The organism is Herbaspirillum sp. GCM10030257, from assembly GCF_042666555.1.
In the GTDB taxonomy this organism is placed as follows: domain Bacteria; phylum Pseudomonadota; class Gammaproteobacteria; order Burkholderiales; family Burkholderiaceae_D; genus Noviherbaspirillum.
In genome coordinates this window covers 124,176-141,191 of the sequence record NZ_JBHTDH010000010.1, presented here as the reverse complement: position 1 = coordinate 141,191, position 17,016 = coordinate 124,176, and the positions used below count along the sequence as shown (strand labels likewise).

At 52.9% G+C, this 17,016-nt stretch carries 14 protein-coding genes; 2 read left to right on the top strand and 12 right to left on the bottom strand.

Annotated features, from left to right (window positions below; translation table 11 throughout):
* Window positions 1–7: 7 nt before the first annotated feature.
* The 8 genes from ACFQUU_RS16725 to ACFQUU_RS16690 form a co-directional block, all read right to left on the bottom strand.
* A complete protein-coding gene (locus ACFQUU_RS16725; RefSeq protein ID WP_382249118.1) occupies window positions 8–1,990 on the bottom strand; it encodes a hypothetical protein in 1,983 nt (660 codons plus the stop codon).
* Window positions 1,987–2,682, bottom strand: a complete 696-nt coding sequence (locus tag ACFQUU_RS16720) for a hypothetical protein (RefSeq protein WP_382249117.1) — start codon at window positions 2,680–2,682, stop codon at window positions 1,987–1,989. The genes ACFQUU_RS16725 and ACFQUU_RS16720 overlap by 4 nt, the downstream gene beginning before the upstream one ends.
* 427 nt (window positions 2,683–3,109) lie before the next feature.
* Window positions 3,110–4,270, bottom strand: coding sequence for an aminopeptidase (locus ACFQUU_RS16715; protein WP_382249115.1), 1,161 nt, complete (start codon window positions 4,268–4,270; stop codon window positions 3,110–3,112).
* Between the two features lie 198 nt (window positions 4,271–4,468).
* Complete coding sequence (locus tag ACFQUU_RS16710; RefSeq protein WP_382249113.1) at window positions 4,469–6,748, bottom strand: AAA family ATPase; 2,280 nt, start codon at window positions 6,746–6,748, stop codon at window positions 4,469–4,471.
* Between the two features lie 130 nt (window positions 6,749–6,878).
* Entirely contained in the window at window positions 6,879–7,343 is a 465-nt protein-coding gene (locus ACFQUU_RS16705) for a single-stranded DNA-binding protein (protein WP_382249111.1), read from the bottom strand.
* Between the two features lie 23 nt (window positions 7,344–7,366).
* Window positions 7,367–7,873: a siphovirus Gp157 family protein gene (locus tag ACFQUU_RS16700; protein WP_382249109.1), complete on the bottom strand. Its 507-nt coding sequence runs from the start codon at window positions 7,871–7,873 to the stop codon at window positions 7,367–7,369.
* Window positions 7,870–8,901, bottom strand: coding sequence for an ATP-binding protein (locus tag ACFQUU_RS16695; protein ID WP_382249107.1), 1,032 nt, complete (start codon window positions 8,899–8,901; stop codon window positions 7,870–7,872). The genes ACFQUU_RS16700 and ACFQUU_RS16695 overlap by 4 nt, the downstream gene beginning before the upstream one ends.
* 95 nt (window positions 8,902–8,996) lie before the next feature.
* Window positions 8,997–9,641: a hypothetical protein gene (locus tag ACFQUU_RS16690; RefSeq protein WP_382249105.1), complete on the bottom strand. Its 645-nt coding sequence runs from the start codon at window positions 9,639–9,641 to the stop codon at window positions 8,997–8,999.
* A gap of 225 nt (window positions 9,642–9,866) precedes the next feature.
* On the opposite strand from ACFQUU_RS16690, the gene ACFQUU_RS16685 reads away from it, so the two are divergent.
* The gene (locus tag ACFQUU_RS16685) at window positions 9,867–10,277 is read left to right on the top strand and encodes a hypothetical protein (RefSeq protein WP_382249103.1); all 411 of its coding nucleotides are present in this window, start codon (window positions 9,867–9,869) and stop codon (window positions 10,275–10,277) included.
* A 390-nt stretch (window positions 10,278–10,667) separates the two neighbouring features.
* Here the strand turns inward: ACFQUU_RS16685 and ACFQUU_RS16680 are convergent, their stop codons facing one another.
* From ACFQUU_RS16680 to ACFQUU_RS16670, 3 genes are all read right to left on the bottom strand, one after another.
* The gene (locus ACFQUU_RS16680) at window positions 10,668–11,744 is read right to left on the bottom strand and encodes a mechanosensitive ion channel family protein (protein WP_382249101.1); all 1,077 of its coding nucleotides are present in this window, start codon (window positions 11,742–11,744) and stop codon (window positions 10,668–10,670) included.
* A 546-nt stretch (window positions 11,745–12,290) separates the two neighbouring features.
* Window positions 12,291–12,551, bottom strand: coding sequence for a hypothetical protein (locus tag ACFQUU_RS16675; protein ID WP_382249099.1), 261 nt, complete (start codon window positions 12,549–12,551; stop codon window positions 12,291–12,293).
* Window positions 12,552–12,667: 116 nt separating this feature from the next.
* Window positions 12,668–14,881 carry a response regulator gene (locus tag ACFQUU_RS16670; RefSeq protein ID WP_382249097.1) on the bottom strand — a complete coding sequence of 738 codons (2,214 nt, stop codon included), beginning with the start codon at window positions 14,879–14,881 and terminating at the stop codon, window positions 12,668–12,670.
* A 225-nt stretch (window positions 14,882–15,106) separates the two neighbouring features.
* Here ACFQUU_RS16670 and ACFQUU_RS16665 point away from each other — a divergent pair, with 225 nt between their 5' ends.
* A complete protein-coding gene (locus ACFQUU_RS16665; protein WP_382249095.1) occupies window positions 15,107–15,301 on the top strand; it encodes a hypothetical protein in 195 nt (64 codons plus the stop codon).
* Between the two features lie 66 nt (window positions 15,302–15,367).
* Here the strand turns inward: ACFQUU_RS16665 and ACFQUU_RS16660 are convergent, their stop codons facing one another.
* Window positions 15,368–16,861, bottom strand: a complete 1,494-nt coding sequence (locus ACFQUU_RS16660; RefSeq protein WP_382249093.1) for a methyl-accepting chemotaxis protein — start codon at window positions 16,859–16,861, stop codon at window positions 15,368–15,370.
* Between the last annotated feature and the right edge of the window lie 155 nt (window positions 16,862–17,016).

Sequence of the window (17,016 nt, the reverse complement as noted above, 5' to 3'; positions counted from 1 at the left end):
TCTCCTCTTACCTTCGGTTTCGTACTTTGTCGAATAAGCCAATAACAGAGGGCATGGTGGTGCGCCGAGGTGCAACTTCCGCCTCAAATTGCTTGAGAATCCTGTTCCTTGGCGAGATTGCGGGACTGACGACGGGAACTTCTTCATCCGACTCTTGAGTCACCCGCATTATTTCTGTCGCATTCTTCTTTGAGACGCGAGGGGCTGACTTCTGTTTTCCGGCAGAGGATGTTGCTAGGTAGCGCAGATAGGTAGTTACCGGACACTCAAACTCAGATAGAAAAAGAATGCGTCGGTGTACAAGAGAGTTGATTTTCTTGCGTGTAGCGACACTATGTTTAATGTCAGACCACTTGCCTCCCACTAGAAGAAAGCCAAGTGGTGCACCATCAGGCATAAATGCTTCGAATTGGCGGTAATCGTCCTCTTCAATCGTTATTATTATTTTTTGATTTATTAGCGCGCTGGTCGACCCTATTACGTCGTTTGTGTAGATCCCACCATCACGTTCTACGTATGGCCGACGTCCGTTTTCAAGGCTCCCACGGATGGTAGCTTCTTGGGTTAGTAAGATCTTTCTCGCTTTGTGAATCATGTCAAGCGGCAGTTTTCTTGCTTCAACGCGTGGGCGTGGGCCTGAAAGAAAATAGGAGATAAACGCAAGCCGAGATAGACTTGATAGACCTTTACAAGGCGTTAAGTTATGCAGTGCGAGCGCCACATCAACAAGCTGTAATGTTTCCTGGGCCCGGATTTTGTGGCGTATGGCCTTCTGCTCAGCGTTTGCAGCGCGTCCATTGTGCGGATTGCTTCCAGTGGTGGAGGGCAAACGATGAAATATGTTATCGGCGATCTGCCCGAAAGTATTTTCTACATTCGGTCGCTTTTCGAAGTGCCCTGGCGATCCATAATTAAGGGAAAATCCAAACGTCTTGCGGCACCCATCGTGGACGGCCATCGCCAGATTTGAAAGTGCACCATCTAGCATGGTAACAGACCATAAAGCGTTTTCTGCTTCGGGAATAATACCGCTTGGGAAGCCACTCCCCTCCCGGTAATTTAATCCGGGCACAGTCAACTCCATTGGTTTCCATTTCGTCGTTGATGCGTCCCTGATCACGCGAATTACGTCAGCGGCGCGGACCACACTGGAATACACTATCTGATACGCCAAAATTGCGGTGGAAGCGACGTCAACTGCTGCAATTAGCCAAAGGCGATCAAGTAGAATTTCGGTTTCAGCGCCTTCCGGTGTTTGCATCGCTATAGTTAGAAATGCGTCTATGCGGTATGCGTCAATTTCTACGGCATCATACGGTTCAGGGAAGTTGAACAATGCCTTCTTTCCGGTACCGGTGGGTAGATGTGCCTTAGCTTCGTCTGATCCCCATGCAGCGACTGAGCGAGAAAAATTCCTATATAAAATAGCTCGCATGTATGTTGTGATCGAACGTAGCCCTCTATATTTCGAATTAAAGGGCCATTCGTCACCTGTTACACCAAGCTCCTTTATGGCAGTTATAAATATATTGTGCAGGTCCCTCCCTCTTAATCGCGCCTCAGGAATCTTTTTTGCCTTAGCGGACTGAAGAATATTAGCCGTCAAGATGTCATTTAGATCCGGTAGGCGAGTCAACAAGCGCGACATTTCTCCGGATTGTCCACCTTGTTGCTCTGGTTGTTTTGGCGAGGGGCCGGAAGTTCTTGTGTACGGCTTTAGATGCAAATAGGGGATCAATGCTCGAAAACCCAGAATTCTTCCGTCGTCACCCAACTTGAGACATCTATCAACATAGAGTGCGATAGTTTTCGCGGAGATTCCGGTGGCAAGTTGGATATCCTTACCCGGGTAACCATCAAGATACATTGTGACTGCGCGGACTCGTTTATTGAATTTATCTCGGTAGGCTTCTTTGATGACCTCTGGCGGAACGATCGGCCATAGCTTCACGCTCAGTGCATTTGCCGCCGCCGATATTCGCTTTCTCATGTCATATCCTCTGCGAACCAAACAGTGGACCGACTGATTCCTGTTTTGGAAAGATCCAGTCGTACAGCACCCTTGGCTGCAATTCGTACTAATACGCCATACAGAACAGGCGCATCGAACAATGGAAGCTCCTCACATAGGTCTCCGATGGTACCTTGTCGGTAAGTTTGAATTTTGGAATAGAGGGCTATTGAAGCCTCAGTCTCGCTACGAAACCGGACCACTTCCGCGTAACACAACGCTTTCTGTATCCGCACACCAAGTGCAACCAACGGAGTAAGGTCGTCGTTTGTATAGCGCTTATAAGTTACACCTGCGCTTGAACTCGCCGCTGCCTGGGCTAAATGTTGACTTCGTTCGCTGTGGATGGAACTAGTACCTGCCTTTACTTCATGCCATTCGACGGAACCGTTACTAAGGTGAACGATTGCGTCAAGGCGAGTGCCGCGAGTTTCATTGTCATCGTAGGAAATAACGATTTCCGGTTCGATGATAAACGACCTAACTGCTGGATTTAGTTCGAGAACAGTAAGCCAATGTAGGTACTGAATCGCACTCGGAAACAGGAAGTCGTCATTCATCTTAGCGCTATATCCAAGCCACATATCACTATTGTGTTTGCCGCGGGCGCGGTAGGCTCGGAGAACGTTGAACCGCTGCTGGCTTTTGAGTGTTGTAGCAACTGCATTCATTTGAACCCTCTCGGCTCTGAATACTTACTAGGACCACCTACTTATTAGGATCAGCAACGTCTTCGAACAATCAAGCATAGTTGATTAATTTCAATTTGGAAGTTTTATTTTTGGGCAACATCATCTTTTAAATACTACCCGTCAGGCATGCGTAGCAATTAGTTCCATGCGCGGGATTGCGTCACACTTACTTCCGAAGAGTGGAATTAAATTTAACGCATATCCTAATGGATCAAAGATAAAACAGCCTATAAACCTTTGAATCTAATAATATTTCCCTGGTGCATTTCCCCTAGGTATTAGTTCGCTTGGCTCCTCTAATAACTTCGACAAATTGCTTTAGGTGCTTTCTATATCTATCCCGCACCAGATGGCCATTTTTGTTACTCAATCCCTAAGCCCGTAAGCAGTCGATAAGATCACACGCTTAACTGACCGTTTTCTTTAACGGTGAATTACTCTTACTATCGGTTTCGTTCCCGTTCAACGGGCTCGTCAGCGGATCGCTTTCGCCCAACTGAGTGAGTTGCTCATCCCGCAATGACTTTGGAAGCGCCGCAAGACTACGCGCAGTAACATAGAACGACTGAAGGTTCGGCTGCTTTCGCAGTAGCGCTTTAAAGCCGGGTACGAAATCATGATAGGTAGCGATGGATGCCAGGTGCGCATTGTTGAGCGGCTGAGCAAACCAGTCATCGTAGCCGGAATACCCGCCCCAGCTTACTTTCAGCGTACCGAATTCGTCTTTCAGGCCGCGCAGAATCTGCGATTTCCGGGCACTCTTTTCGGAGATGGTTTTTTCGCTGGTGTACAGGTCGGCGAGACGTTCCCGGTATTTCATCAGAAGCGCAAGGAATTCCGTCTTCCGTTTTTCATAAACAGTAAGCTTCTTCTGTACACCCGCCGCACCGAACTTGGCGATCCATCGTTGCACTCCCTCCTCGGCCACTGTCACTGCAAATGATTCGTTGAACTGGGAATCGCCCTTCGCATACAGCACCTGGTGCGCAAGTTCATGAAAGATCAGACGCGCCAGTTGCGGTTCGGAGTAATTGACGAAGCTGGAGAGCACAGGGTCATCAAACCATCCCAAGGTCGAATAAGCCGGAACTTCGGAAACATGCACATCATAGCCAGCCTTCTGCAAGTTTCGAGCATAGGAAATGGCATCGGCCTTGTTGTAATAGCCGCGATAGTTGACACAGCCGGCTATCGGAAAGCACCACTCAACTGGCTGGAGTGATAGTTGCGTCGTCGCGATGACGTTCCATGCAACATAGGGACGCCCTATATCGACGTAGGTACGGTAGCTGCCGTTATCAGGCAAGCCGAGTTCATGTACCGCAAAGTCGCGGATTTGTTTGATTTTGGTAAGTCTGGCTTTGAGGGAGCTTTCAACAGACGGGTCCTTGAGACAGTCATCAATGGGACGTGCACCCATGACAATCGCCAAATGTCCACAGATTGCCTGCGCATAATAATTAATATACGAGTAGCTCGCGATTAACGAAACAAGTAATCCAGCAACGATAATCCTGCGGGTTCTTTTAGCAGGCGGAAATGTTCTACGTAAAGTGGACAGGAGCATGTGATGGGTAGCTATACCTGACGTATGCAGACACCTGAATAGACCATTGAGTTAAAGAATAGTTTGTGTCGTGTCACAACTTGACGTCTTACCGGACTGCTTATTCGGTATACCAGAAACAGAAGTGCTCAGAAGTGCTGGCCACTGAGTTACACGCTTTAACTGCTTCATACCAGATCCCCGAAGCGTTAAGGTCAGCTAGATCGCCTCCCCTTGCAGACCACCTGCCTTCTGAATGCGGCGCATGGCTGTTCGCATGCGGTACACCAGTTCCGAGTTGCGTACAGGAATGTCACGTGCAGTGATACTTTTGAGCACGCCATTATCTGCCAAGACCCAAAGTTTCTTTTTCGCCCTTGAAAAGGCCGTATAGACGATGCCGCGATGTACGAAGTTTGGCGAGCCATTAGTGCAAATGAAAATCACCACGTCGTATTCAGAGCCCTGTGCTGCATGCACAGTCATTGCATAAGCCAGGCCGATTGCTTCGATATCCTTGCCTGGAAATTCTATCTGTCGGCCATCGTCCAGTTCGAGGCACACTGCAAGGACATTCCGTCCTGAATGGTCAACACGTACATTGCGGATAAAGCCCGTGTCGCCGTTGACCACCTGCTCGCTCCGTCTATTGCCCTCAAGGTCTTCGCCCTGATCAATGACAATATTCTTGCGAACAATGATTCTGTCACCAATGCGCAGGCTGGTGCCAACCACACGTTCACCATCCGGGTTCAAGCTCTGACGCAACAATTCATTGAGGTAGGTGATGTTCCAGCCCGGTATATGAATGTCACCTTTTCGACGTGGCATGAGCAGGCCGACGCGAGGCATGCCATGGCGCTCGATGGCTTTGAGGTAAGCGGCGATGACGCGTGACATTCCCACGTCATCCGGAGCCGGCAGTCGGTGTGAGAACATGACATCGGTGCGGTCTGCGCAATCCACCTCCCCTTTTCCTGTTTGCCGGACCACGTCGAGGATACCGCCGTCGTTTCGATGGGTATGTGTCAACCGGTGATGGTCGAACGGCATGTCGAGAAGATCTTTCAAAATCTGACCCGGCCCGACGGAAGGCAGTTGATCGACATCCCCAAGGAAAATGATATGCGCCTCGTTGGACACGGCGTCCATTAATGATCGCGTCAGGGCGAGGTCATCCATCGACGTTTCATCCGCAACGATGATGTCCGCGTCGAGTGGATTGTCTTCATTGAACTGGAACCCATCCACGCCCACCCCAAGCATGGCATGGATCGTTGTCGCTGAATGTCCAAAGCGCTTGACCCTTGCTGAAAGCACTTTGGCCGCCTTGCCGGTCGGCGCACAAAAGAGAATCTTTTTATCTCGCGCGACATGGACCAGAATTTCCATCAATGCGGTCTTGCCGCAACCGGGCCCGGCCGTCAATGTGTGGACGGAGTGCATGGAAGTCAGGATGCCGAGAATGGCCTTTCGCTGTGAGGGATCCAGCCGGAACTGCTGCCCCGGCTCCGAGAGCATATCCTCCGCCGCAGCAATTTCGGACAACAATTCGTCTTCAGGCTGTCGCGTAATCGGTTCTGCCATTTGTATGGCGCGGATAGCAAGATTTCTGGCGAGTGCCCGTTCCGCGATCCAGAGATGACGCGGATAGTATCGGTCGCCATCGACGACGAGAGGTTGCTTGCGATCACGCGCAGCAGCCATGGCGCGCTCGGCGCTAACATCCGGATCGATCAGGGCGATGCGTTCCGACAGGTTTTGCAGACTGAGATAGGCATGTCCGTTCTGCTCACACCCTTCGCGCAAAGCATGCGTGGCCAATGCCGCGAGGCGGAACTCATGAAACCGCGGAAACCCGATTGCACGTACAGCGATCAGGTCTGCTGCGGCAAACCCGTAACCGTCGATATCCTGGATCGGCGCATACGGGTCTTTGGAAAACAAGCCCCAACCGGCTGAAATCGGTTCCGGTTTGTCCTCGACCCGAGGTGCGAGCCATTCCGCAATCTTGCGCAGCACCGCATCCTTGATGCCGATCATGCCGATACGTGTTGAGAGATCACGGTAAATCAAACCTTTGAGATCTTCGGCCCCAGCGACAGAAATTTTGCGTTTGGTTATTCCGCTGAAATCGAGTGAATACGGATTGGTCACCAGTTGATCCCGCAAGGCCGAAAGGTTACTGCGATGGCTATCAATGATCTTGCGGGCGGTAACTTCGCCGCAGCCCTTGAAGTTCTTGCGCAGATGGCGAACCAGCGCTTCTTCGTCTAACGGGATATCGATTGCCGCCACTTCGCAGTCGAACTGCTTGCCGAATTTCGGATGCTGGACAATACGGCCATCCATCCGATAACGGTTTCCTTCCGCGAGACCGACCAGTGACTCTCCAGTGACGACAAGATGGTCGCCATCTTCGAGACGTACGATGCCCCTTCCCCAGCGTTCGTTATAAACCTGACAGGATGTGAGGATGCCGACTATCTGCTGTGTCATCGAGTGCTTGGTACAGGTAAAAAAAACCGGCATTTCCAGAGCCTGGAAAATGCCGGTGAGCTAATGCGGGCTTCTACTTTGGACTGCTGTACTACGTGATCGCAGTATCGGGCCGGCCATTGCTCGGAGTTCAGAATGGAATCGCGTCATCGACAAAATCGTAACGCGAATTTTTGGCCTGCTCGGTAGTTGTATTTTCGCGCTGTTCCATAGTCTCCTGGGCTGGGCGTAACGCATCATCTTCGTGTTCGTCGTTGTGCGGACGTGCCCCCAGCATGCGGAGGTCGTCGGCAATGATTTCGACAGCCGTGCGTTCAACATCGTCCTTGCCTGTCCACTTGCGTGTCTGCAGGCGCCCTTCCACATAGACCAGCGATCCCTTCTTCAGGTATTCGCCAGCAATCTCCGCCAGCTTGCGGTACAGCACAACACGATGCCACTCGGTCGTCTGCCTGCGTTCACCGGAAGACTTGTCTTTCCAGCTTTCGGTCGTCGCTACCGTCATATGGGCGACAGCATCGCCGTTCGCTGTGACCCGGCGCTCAGGATCACGTCCAAGGTAGCCAATCAAGGTGACTTTGTTCAGTGTTGCCATCACAATCTCCAAGGTGGATGAAATTATTGAATTTCAAGGCGTACGCCTTGTTCGCTGTGTACACCAGGTACTGCGATACCAGCCTTCAGCGCTGCAGCGATCGCGCGCTTGTTGGGCGTCGGCGCCGGTGGCTCGTGGTACATGAGATATTCCCCCTCCAGTGCAGCGGGATTATCGACGACGACCGTCAAGGGATTTTTCCGTACGGCCATCGAAAAGAGCGCTGTCGTCACCTTGTCTCGCCCCGCGGTCTGCATCAGGTCGAGGATCAGTTGCCGGCCTCGCTGCGCTGCCCGCTCGAGAGACGCATGCCGTGCTTCCAGATTCATAATTGTCTGCTCGACACCACGCGTTGCAGACTCGATATTTCGCACCATCTTGGCGAGGTTTTCGAGCCGCGCATCGAGCGGCTCCGACAGGCTTTCCAGCGTGTCCTCGATAACCTGAGGATCGTCGTGCCGCTCGGCCAGCAGTTCGGCGAGCTGCCGGTATTGCGCAGCCAGCTCAAATGCTTCGAAGATCGGATTCATGCTGCTATCCCGAATTCAGCGTCGTTATGCACTTCGAGCAAGGCTTTCCGCTCGTCCTTCAATGCCGTCAGTTCAGCGAGGGCATCCGCATCAGGCAAGGAGTTGGCGACCCGGTAAGCTACAGAGAAAGCGCGGTACAAATCGTCCAGCGTGCCCGCACGGTTGATTGCATCCGCCATCGCAGTCTTCTGATCTTCAGACATGACCGTAGTTGAACGAGGTCCGTCGACGCCGGAATTAAGCCAGCTGAGCAGCTTGCGGCCAGTTTCCATGTCGGGGCGGAAGATTTCACCATCGAACAAACGTGTACGATCTTTGCCTGTATAAGCCATGTGCTGTACGTCGAGTTCGAAGAAAGTGGTGAATTCGTACTCGATGCCATCTCGCATGATGGGCGCCAGACCGATCTTGCGCACCACTTGTTTGCCGGTGCGCTCATCCTTTTCCTGCACGTATTCAGTCTTTGCACGCATCGTCGCGATGATGTGGCAGCGACTCTGCAGCAAGGCCTCAACCAGCGCATTGTGTTCCGGTGTTACTTGACGCCATGCCTGCCAGCTATTGCCTGACTTGTCAGCGATCTTACCCTGGCGATCGAGCGAACCGCCCTCGCCGGTCCATGCATGCGTCAGACTGTCAATGATAATGGTCGATACGCCGATGTCTTCAAGCGCATGGATTGCTTCGATGTAACGCGCAGGAGTGTATGGCGGCGACAGCGAAAGAACGTCATAGCCTTCGGGAAGCAGATCGGCATACAGATCTCCGCTCCCATGCTCGGTATCGATCATGCCGATCCGGCCGCCGAGTCCTCCGGCGATTTGCAGGGCTGAATAGGTTTTTCCGCTGCCTGCCGGTCCGGACATGCCGAGACGGAGCTTTGCGCGGCGCTTGGTTGCGCGGTGAATTTCAAATGTAGCCATGGTAAGTCGTGTCCTTTCTCGTTCCTCGTCTTCAAACTGCTCCTGACGGCCGATCTGCTCATACCACTGCAAGCCGCCATCATCCATATCAACTTGGCAATCCATCAAGCGATTCCAATCATTGAGTTTCCAACCACACTACCAAAACGGTAGTGTAAAAAGAGATCGATTCGAGCCTGCGAAGCGTATTCAATTGCTCCTTAGTGCAGATTCTTGATATCGGCCTGGTCCAGCAATGCCGCTTCTTCTACTTCTTTGGTGCTTCCTTCCAGCAATAAGGCTGCATGCGCTGCCGTCATGCGGCCGGCATCAACCGCATCGCGCAGTACCTGTTCGCGCGCTCCGACATCGCTGCCAAGCGATGGTGTCCAGTGCGCGGGTTCGCGCCGCAGGCGCGCCTCGAGTACACATTTCACATACAGCTCACGGAACACTTTTTGCGCAGTACCGGCATCGCCCGAGTCCAGCAGAGGCAGGACCACGCCCCAGGCATGCGCCATTTCTTCGGTCCATACGACAGAGGTCCGCTCGTCACGCGGCAGCATTGCCCAGGCTTCATCCGGTGTGGGACGACCATCTTCAAGGCGCAGCAGGATTTCCTTGACGCGAAGCGGGCCCTGTAACTCGAGTCGGCAACGTGCCAGTGCCGCCAGCACGTCATCTTCACCGAAGTCAGCCAGATCGTCCGCAAGCATCTCGGCGGCCGCTCGCGACAGCACCTGTCCGCAAACTTCCGCAGTCAGCGTGATCGCTTCAATCAATTCGCGATAGCCGATGTCTCGGCGCGGATTGTTCGACGCCACACGCTCTTTCCATTGGGGGTAGTGAATTTTCGTTTTGCTCATAAACCGTTTTACCGTTCTCAAAAGTTCCAAATGCGAGCGTGGGCATACCTGACCACAACCAAATTGGTTGCATAACTTCACCCAACTCTGACGTTGGTGAGGTACACTGCCGAACTCAATGAGCAGCGAACGGACCGGCGTCGGCTGTTGCAATGTAGTCCTTTTGGACTTCGCTGCATGGCTTCGACGGTTGCGTGAATGACGCTGCTATCAGGGAGATGTCAAATGGCGATGGACAGTGCACAAATCAGGCATAAGAACTTTCAAAAGCTTTATACCGATTTTGTCGACCAGCGCCCCCATTTGCCGCAACGCGGCATGCTCAAACTCTTCGCAGAGCACCTAGGTTTGTCGGACCGATACCTTAGCCACATCAAATGCAATCGTAAAAATATCGGAAGCAGTGTCGCTCGTAGTATTGAAGAACGATTCAGGCTGCCGCGTGGCTGGATGGATCGGGAACATGACCGGTTAAATCCACCGGTCGATGAGAACGAAAAGCTGTTTGTCGACATGGCACTCACCCTGTTTCGATCACAGCAAGCGGAGGCACGGGAGTTCATGATCAACTTGTTGCGCCAGCGTCTCGAGGCTTCGCCCTCAAAGCCAAAAACCCGGCTCAACGCCGGAAAATGATGCTCATCATCAAGCCCGATAAAGCTTTAAAGATCAACATTCATCGTTCGATTGATACTGTATGTATATACAGTATATTTTAATCAAAAGCGCTTCTAACTACAACATGTATTTCGCTTTTTTTCGAAAATATCGATGCTTTTTTTAACGTTAAAGCATTGCTGCAACATGTTGATATTTAAAGAATTTTTCCATCTGGAAAGTAGATTCTAAGGACGCACTTACCCTTATCTGATATGGGTTTTTATACAGGGTTTTCAAGAGCTTTTAAAGAACAAAAATGCCTCTTTTTTCAGCAATTTCCACACTGAAAAAGAGGCATCGTGAAAAACCTTTCGATGTTTTATCAAGCCGTGATCCGGATGAATTCTTTCCAAGTCGTCGCATTGACTACGCCACGTTCCTTTTTTCTCCCAAGGTCTGCTGGGCGAGATATACGGTTCGTGTCGGGAACGCGAAATCGACACCGAGGCGGCGGAACTCTCGCAATATCGCCAGGTTGATTTCTTGCTGAATGTCCATGTACTGATTGAAGTCCGGAGTCAGTACGTAATAGACCACTTCAAACTGCAATGCACTTTCCGAATAATTGCGAAAATGAGCACGGTCAAAGCGTGTCAAATCACTGGTGGATTTGACAATGCTCGATACCATGGCAGGGATTTTTTCGACCAGGTGATAGGGAGTCTCATGCGAAATCGAGAACTCAAACGAAATGCGCCGTTCCTCCATGCGCTTGTAGTTGCGGATCTGGCGCTTCAGCAATTCGGTATTCGAGATGACAATCTGTTCTCCGCCAAGACTGCGCAAACGGGTTGTTTTCAGGCCGACATATTCCACTGTTCCCATGTATTCATTAATGACAATGAAGTCGCCAATGACAAACGGCTTGTCGAGTGCAATGGACACAGAAGAGAAAAGGTCGCCGAGGATGTTTTGTACGGCGAGTGCGACAGCGACACCACCGATCCCGAGACTCGCTACCAGGGTCGTGATGTTAAAGCCCAGGTTGTCGAGGATCATTAGTATTGCCAGTGACCAGAGCAGGATCCGCAGCAACAGGCCGACGACAAGGAGATGGGTTACGCCAGAGGGGTTGACCGCCTTATGACTTTCAAAGGCACGATCAAGCCAGACAGACAATGCCCTGTTGGCCCACAGGGCTGCTTGCAACACAAAGATGACGACCGCAGCGTAACGTACCCATTTTTCATATAAGGGAGTAAGTTCCAGTTGCGTGAGCCCTGCAAGCGCAGCGATTGCGATCAGAAATGAAATTCGGGTGGCGTCGAGGATTTGACGCAGGCATTCAAAAAAGCCCAAGCCGTGAACGGCGCCCAGACGTTTGAATTGGCGTGCCACTATCGACCTGATCACAAGCAGGCCGGTGAGGACGGCGACGAATAAGCCTAACGCATATGCCCAGTGCGACAGAGAGGTCCAAGTATTAAAAAACGAAAGCGCCATCGGCAGTTTTCCTTGGTCAGTTGTAGTCAGGATGAATGCAGCGAGCGCTATCGGCATACCTTGTTAAGGGAGGTAACGACAACAATGTGCGCAGTTGTGACCAGCCTTAATTGATTGCGACTGGCTTCAGCAGTTTGGTTAAGCATCGCCGGCAGCGCGGCATGTGCGTATTGTTGTTGGTATCGTGACCGTTGCCGCCACGACCTTGCAACAACGTGGTCATCAAGCAGTGCGATGCCATAACAACGGACAACGGCATAAGATTTCACACGCAATTTAAGCTAAACGGACACTAGATTTAGCTTGCGTTCCCCTTACGGTCTGATCTTGCTCGCTCAACATGCAGACCCGTGTTCACCCCGGAACGTTCCGTGGAATCATTGTGGCTTCGCATGACAAACGCCATACCGTAATAGCTGCGTTTCATGGATGCAAAAAAAATGCCCCCTGCTCAATACAGAGGGCTTAATACACGCTTTGGGTCTTACATCATCAACTACGGCGTTTCGACGCAAGACTTTAGCTCATGCATCAAATTAAGTGCGTTCACGGCTTCTTTCTCGCAACGGGACGCGGCTTACGCCGCTCCGCAGGCCGCAGCAGTACGCGCGTTGCTACATCAACCGGTACTTGCCTTTCCTTCATGAACTCCGTTGCGCGTGTGGTGCCAACAGTTTGTTGCAACATGATTGCTAACTCTACCGCCGTCGCAGTATCAATATCAGGGCGTGACGTCACCGCTTCAGGCAAAGCCACCTTCTGCTGTGGTGTCCAGTATTCGCTTCGATCATGCCTTGGGTTGCTCATGAGGCCTCCATAACGAGCGGAAATCATTCCATAATTGAAATACCTGGTCACGCTCGACTTGAACTGCAGTTGACTTGTGTCAAGCCTTCAAGAATTTTGAGGGTCTTCGTCCGACATTAGCTCGACATCCGTTGAACATCCAGCGTATCAATTGCAGCAATAATCTCCTCAACTTCATAGGGCTTGGCGAGGATAGGAACACCAGGAACGCTGATCTGGCGCTCGGAATGGCCCGTTGCGAGAATTACCCGCATTTCCGGATAGCGCTCACGCACCACATGGGCCAGCTGCAGGCCACTTACTTCACCTGGCATCACCACATCGCTGAACATCACATCGAAACGTCGTCCTTCGTCAAGCAGGGCCAAAGCGGCCGCCCCGTCCCGGGCGATAGTGACGATAAAACCAAGCGCTTCCAGCGCGGGCCCGACGACTTCGCGCACCAATACGTCGTCTTCGACAAAGAGCACGGACTGGCGTCGGCTCGCGCGCTGCTCGGTCCGTTGCATATCGACAGGCGGCATCTGTCCGCCGTGAGAGCGTGGCAGGAAAATCGATATCGCTGTCCCTACGCCTTTCGTGCTGTTCAACTGAAGGCCTCCATTGCTTTGCCTTGCAAAGCCATAGACCTGGGCCAAGCCTAGCCCGGAGCCTTTGCCTACCTCTTTGGTGGTAAAGAAAGGCTCAATGGCCTTACGTGCAACGTCCGGACTCATGCCAACACCCGAGTCGCTCATGCATACGCTCACATAGTCTCCGGCTTCCAGCCCTTCGCTTGGTGTCGCGAGGGACTCGTTCTTCACGATTAATTTCATGCGACCGCCGTCAGGCATGGCGTCGCGCGCGTTAAATGCCAGATTAAGCAAGGCCAGCTCAAGCTGGAGCGTATCGATAGTAACGCTCCACAGATCCTTGTCGATTTCGATGTCAAAGGCGATATCGCCCGGCAAGGCTCCACGCAGTAACGGCATCATCCTTGACAATTGCTCGCTCAGATCGACGCTCTCAAAGCGCGCAGGTTGTGCCCTTCCGAACGCAAGCAGGCGACCTGTAAGCTCGGAGGCACGACGCACAGCGTTCTCGCATGCGGTCAGCGAGGCTTCGCGACGCGCTGGGTCCGGCGACAGGCGTGCAACCTGCATTCCTGTACTCAGGGTCTGCAGGACGTTGTTGAAGTCGTGGGCGATACCACCCGTCAGGCGTCCGAGCGCCTCAAGCTTTTGTGCCTGCAACAAGGCACGTTCTGAACGCTCGGTAGCCAAGACCGCTTCACGGACGCGCTGCTCCAGCTCTGTCTTTGCGCCCGCTATTGCGCGGCTTGCACGGACCAGTTCGGCATGCACGTCATCCATCTCGGTAATTCCTGTTACAGCCGGCTCCAGCACCTCGCCCTGGCGCAGGCGCTCGGCGGAGCGGCGCAAGGATTCGATCGGTTTGGCAGTAATCCGTCCGATCATCAGTGCAATCACCACAGCGATCATCAGCAAGAAGGCGGACACTGCGCCGAGCAGGCTTACCGAGCGCAAGGAGCTGCTGATCACTTCGTTTCTAGGCACACTGACGATAAAGGTCCAGCCGGAAATAGGGGCGCGACTGAAAGCCGCAATGACTTGCTCGCCGCTTAATGTCGGGCCTTCATTGAAACCTTCGGTCATGGAAAGAATTTTTTGCCGAATTTGGTCGCCGGCGCGCGTGCCGACAAACTTTTCGGCATCTTTACTTCGCGCCACGATAATTCCATTGCGATCCACAATCGACCCGGTCCAGCCTGCGGGGAGGCGCTGGTCCTTGAACAGGGTTTGCAGTTGGTTGGCAAAGGTACCCATGGCGAGATACTGCCGCACGCCCTCTGTATTGGTGACTGGAACCTGGACGGTAAAGCTATATTGCTTACTGTACGGCCCCAGGAAAACGTTACTGACGACCGTGGCATTGGGACCAAGATCTTTTCTGGAAGCGACCGAGGATCGCATGACGGGCAAATTGCCGGTTCCAAGCGGCACGAGGGTATTGAGCGATTGTTGTCCGGTTGAATCAGAAAGGCTGATCATGCCATTCCAGACTCGTGCCACCTTAAGCGACTTGTCATAAAAGTCCGGGAGGTTGGCGGGATTCGGGGGAGACGAGGAGCCGAGACTTTTTAGCGCGGCTTCCCGACTGGCGATTTCCTTGTCGAGCAGCAAAGCGAGAGCGCGTGCAATTTCCCGCATGCTCTTCCGGTGCCACTCCTGCTCCTCTTTATAGATGTAGGCGATCCCCAGCCCAGTGGCGATGACTACTGGCACAAGCGCAGCGAGAACAAGAGCAAGCAAACGGGTGCGAATACGCATCGCGGTGATCGAAGGAATAGGAATGTTGCAAGTCTACACGAACGCTGCCACGTCCATTTCCTCTCATTGTAACGAGGGAAACTTTCTGGATGGGCATCGGGGATGGGAAACAGAACCTCTGCCCTAAGCTGTCATCAAACAGGCAATGTCATGATGTACGGTCGCCGACGAGTATCAACGGCACGCACTTTCGCGCCACGTCACACTAGCATTTAAGGAGTCTCGATGAGCAAACCGCCCTCACCAACCGAGCCGTCCTCAGCTACCCGCAACCCCGGAGACGAAGCTGCACCGGGGACCGAGCAGACCGGCGAAAACACTTGTCCGGTCTGTCATGGAAGCGGACGTACAGCGAATGACGCGATGTGCACCAATTGCGGCGGCAGCGGAAAAGTCATCGTCATCGTCGGTGATGCCTGACGAGACGCACGGTCGCTTTGCTTCCGAACCTTCACGCCGACCAGTGTGTCGAGGGGCGTGCCTGGGTCAGGTATAGCAACCGCAAGTAATCACGACGTCGTCGAAACGTTCCAGATAGGCGGCCTTGGTCTTGATTTCCTGTGTGGTTGGATGCGCGAACAGGTACTCGACCCAGCCACTGCCCTTGGTTTTACCCAGCGTGATCATCTCGGCAATAAATGCCTTGCCGTTCTTGTCGCGCGTGCGACTGGTATCCGAGCCGACGAAGTGCCGGTTCGCCCCGTGGGCCTTAATAAAACCGTCGAAGCCATAGATGCCGATATACAGGTCTTTGTGCACCAGCAGCTTGCTCTTATTGAGCTTGCCGACCTCCTCGATGAGAGCATCCAGGCCAGAGGTCTTTGCCATTGCCACTGCTTTCTTCACGAGATCGATTGCTTCGTCCGCCGTGCCGATTTCCGAGCCCAAGGTAAAGGCGGCGACCGAGTCGGACAACGAGGCTGCGCTTGATTTTAGATTGGTTGATGCCTTCAGTGCGTTGGTCACCAGTTCGGTATTTTCCTGGATCATCACCTCAAACTGCACCATGGCCTGGTTGACCTGCTGGATGCCAATGCTTTGCTCCTGCGTCGCATTGGTAATGCCCTTGACGTAGCCAGCCACGTTTTCAACCGAGCTTACGATCTGTTCCATGGTACGGCCTGCTTCATCCACCAGGCTGGCACCGGATTCCACCTTGTCCACCGAGTCCGCGATGAGAAGCTTGATGTCGCGCGCCGCCTGAGCGGATCGCTGTGCAAGACTACGCACTTCGGATGCCACGACGGCAAATCCCCTGCCCTGCTCCCCGGCGTGCGCCGCTTCTACCGCTGCGTTGAGGGCGAGAATATTCGTCTGGAATGCGATGCCATCGATCACGCCGATAATTTCTTCAATCTTGCGCGAACTGGTTTTGATCGCGTCCATCGTTAGCACGACATCCTTGACCACATGACCGCCTTTGACCGCAAGCTCTGCGGCGGAACTGACCACGCTATTAGCCTGCATCGCAGCATCCGCATTGTGCTTTACGGTAGCAGCTAGTTCCTCCAGGGATGCAGCGGTCTCCTCCACCGAGCCCGCTTGGGTTTCGTTACGCGCGGACAGCGCCGCGTTGTCTGCATTCACCGATAACGCTGTGGTGTCGATGGCAATGGAGCCACTACGGACGTCACGAACAATGTTGAACAGCGTATCTTTCAGGTCTTTCAGCACTTCCTGCATTGCTGCAATTTCACCGGTGCCTCTGGTACTGAAGTTACGCGTGAGGTCGCCTTCAATCATTTTCCGGCCGATATCTACCGATTCCTGCAGAGGGGCCACGATGCGGCGGATCAGCCACCCTGCACAGACTGCATTGAATGTCACCGCTATCGCGCATAGCACGCCGACAGTGACGGACGCTCCGGTGGATAGCGAACTGGCTGCGATAATCGTAAGGCCGATAAGAAGCATGTTGGAGAGCACGCAAGCGCTGACGAGAACCGTCTGGATCGAAATTTCGGCAAATTGTTGTCTCACAGTGTCTCCCGACAGATACCCAAGACTCGATAGCCTTGTTCAAATTGAAATGCTCGCTGTGCGTTCGATATTGCCCGTCAGCAAGATCGCTTTGATAGTAGGGAATGGCACATTGGGCGTCAAGAGTTGCGTACACCTTGAGAGGGGGTTTTGAA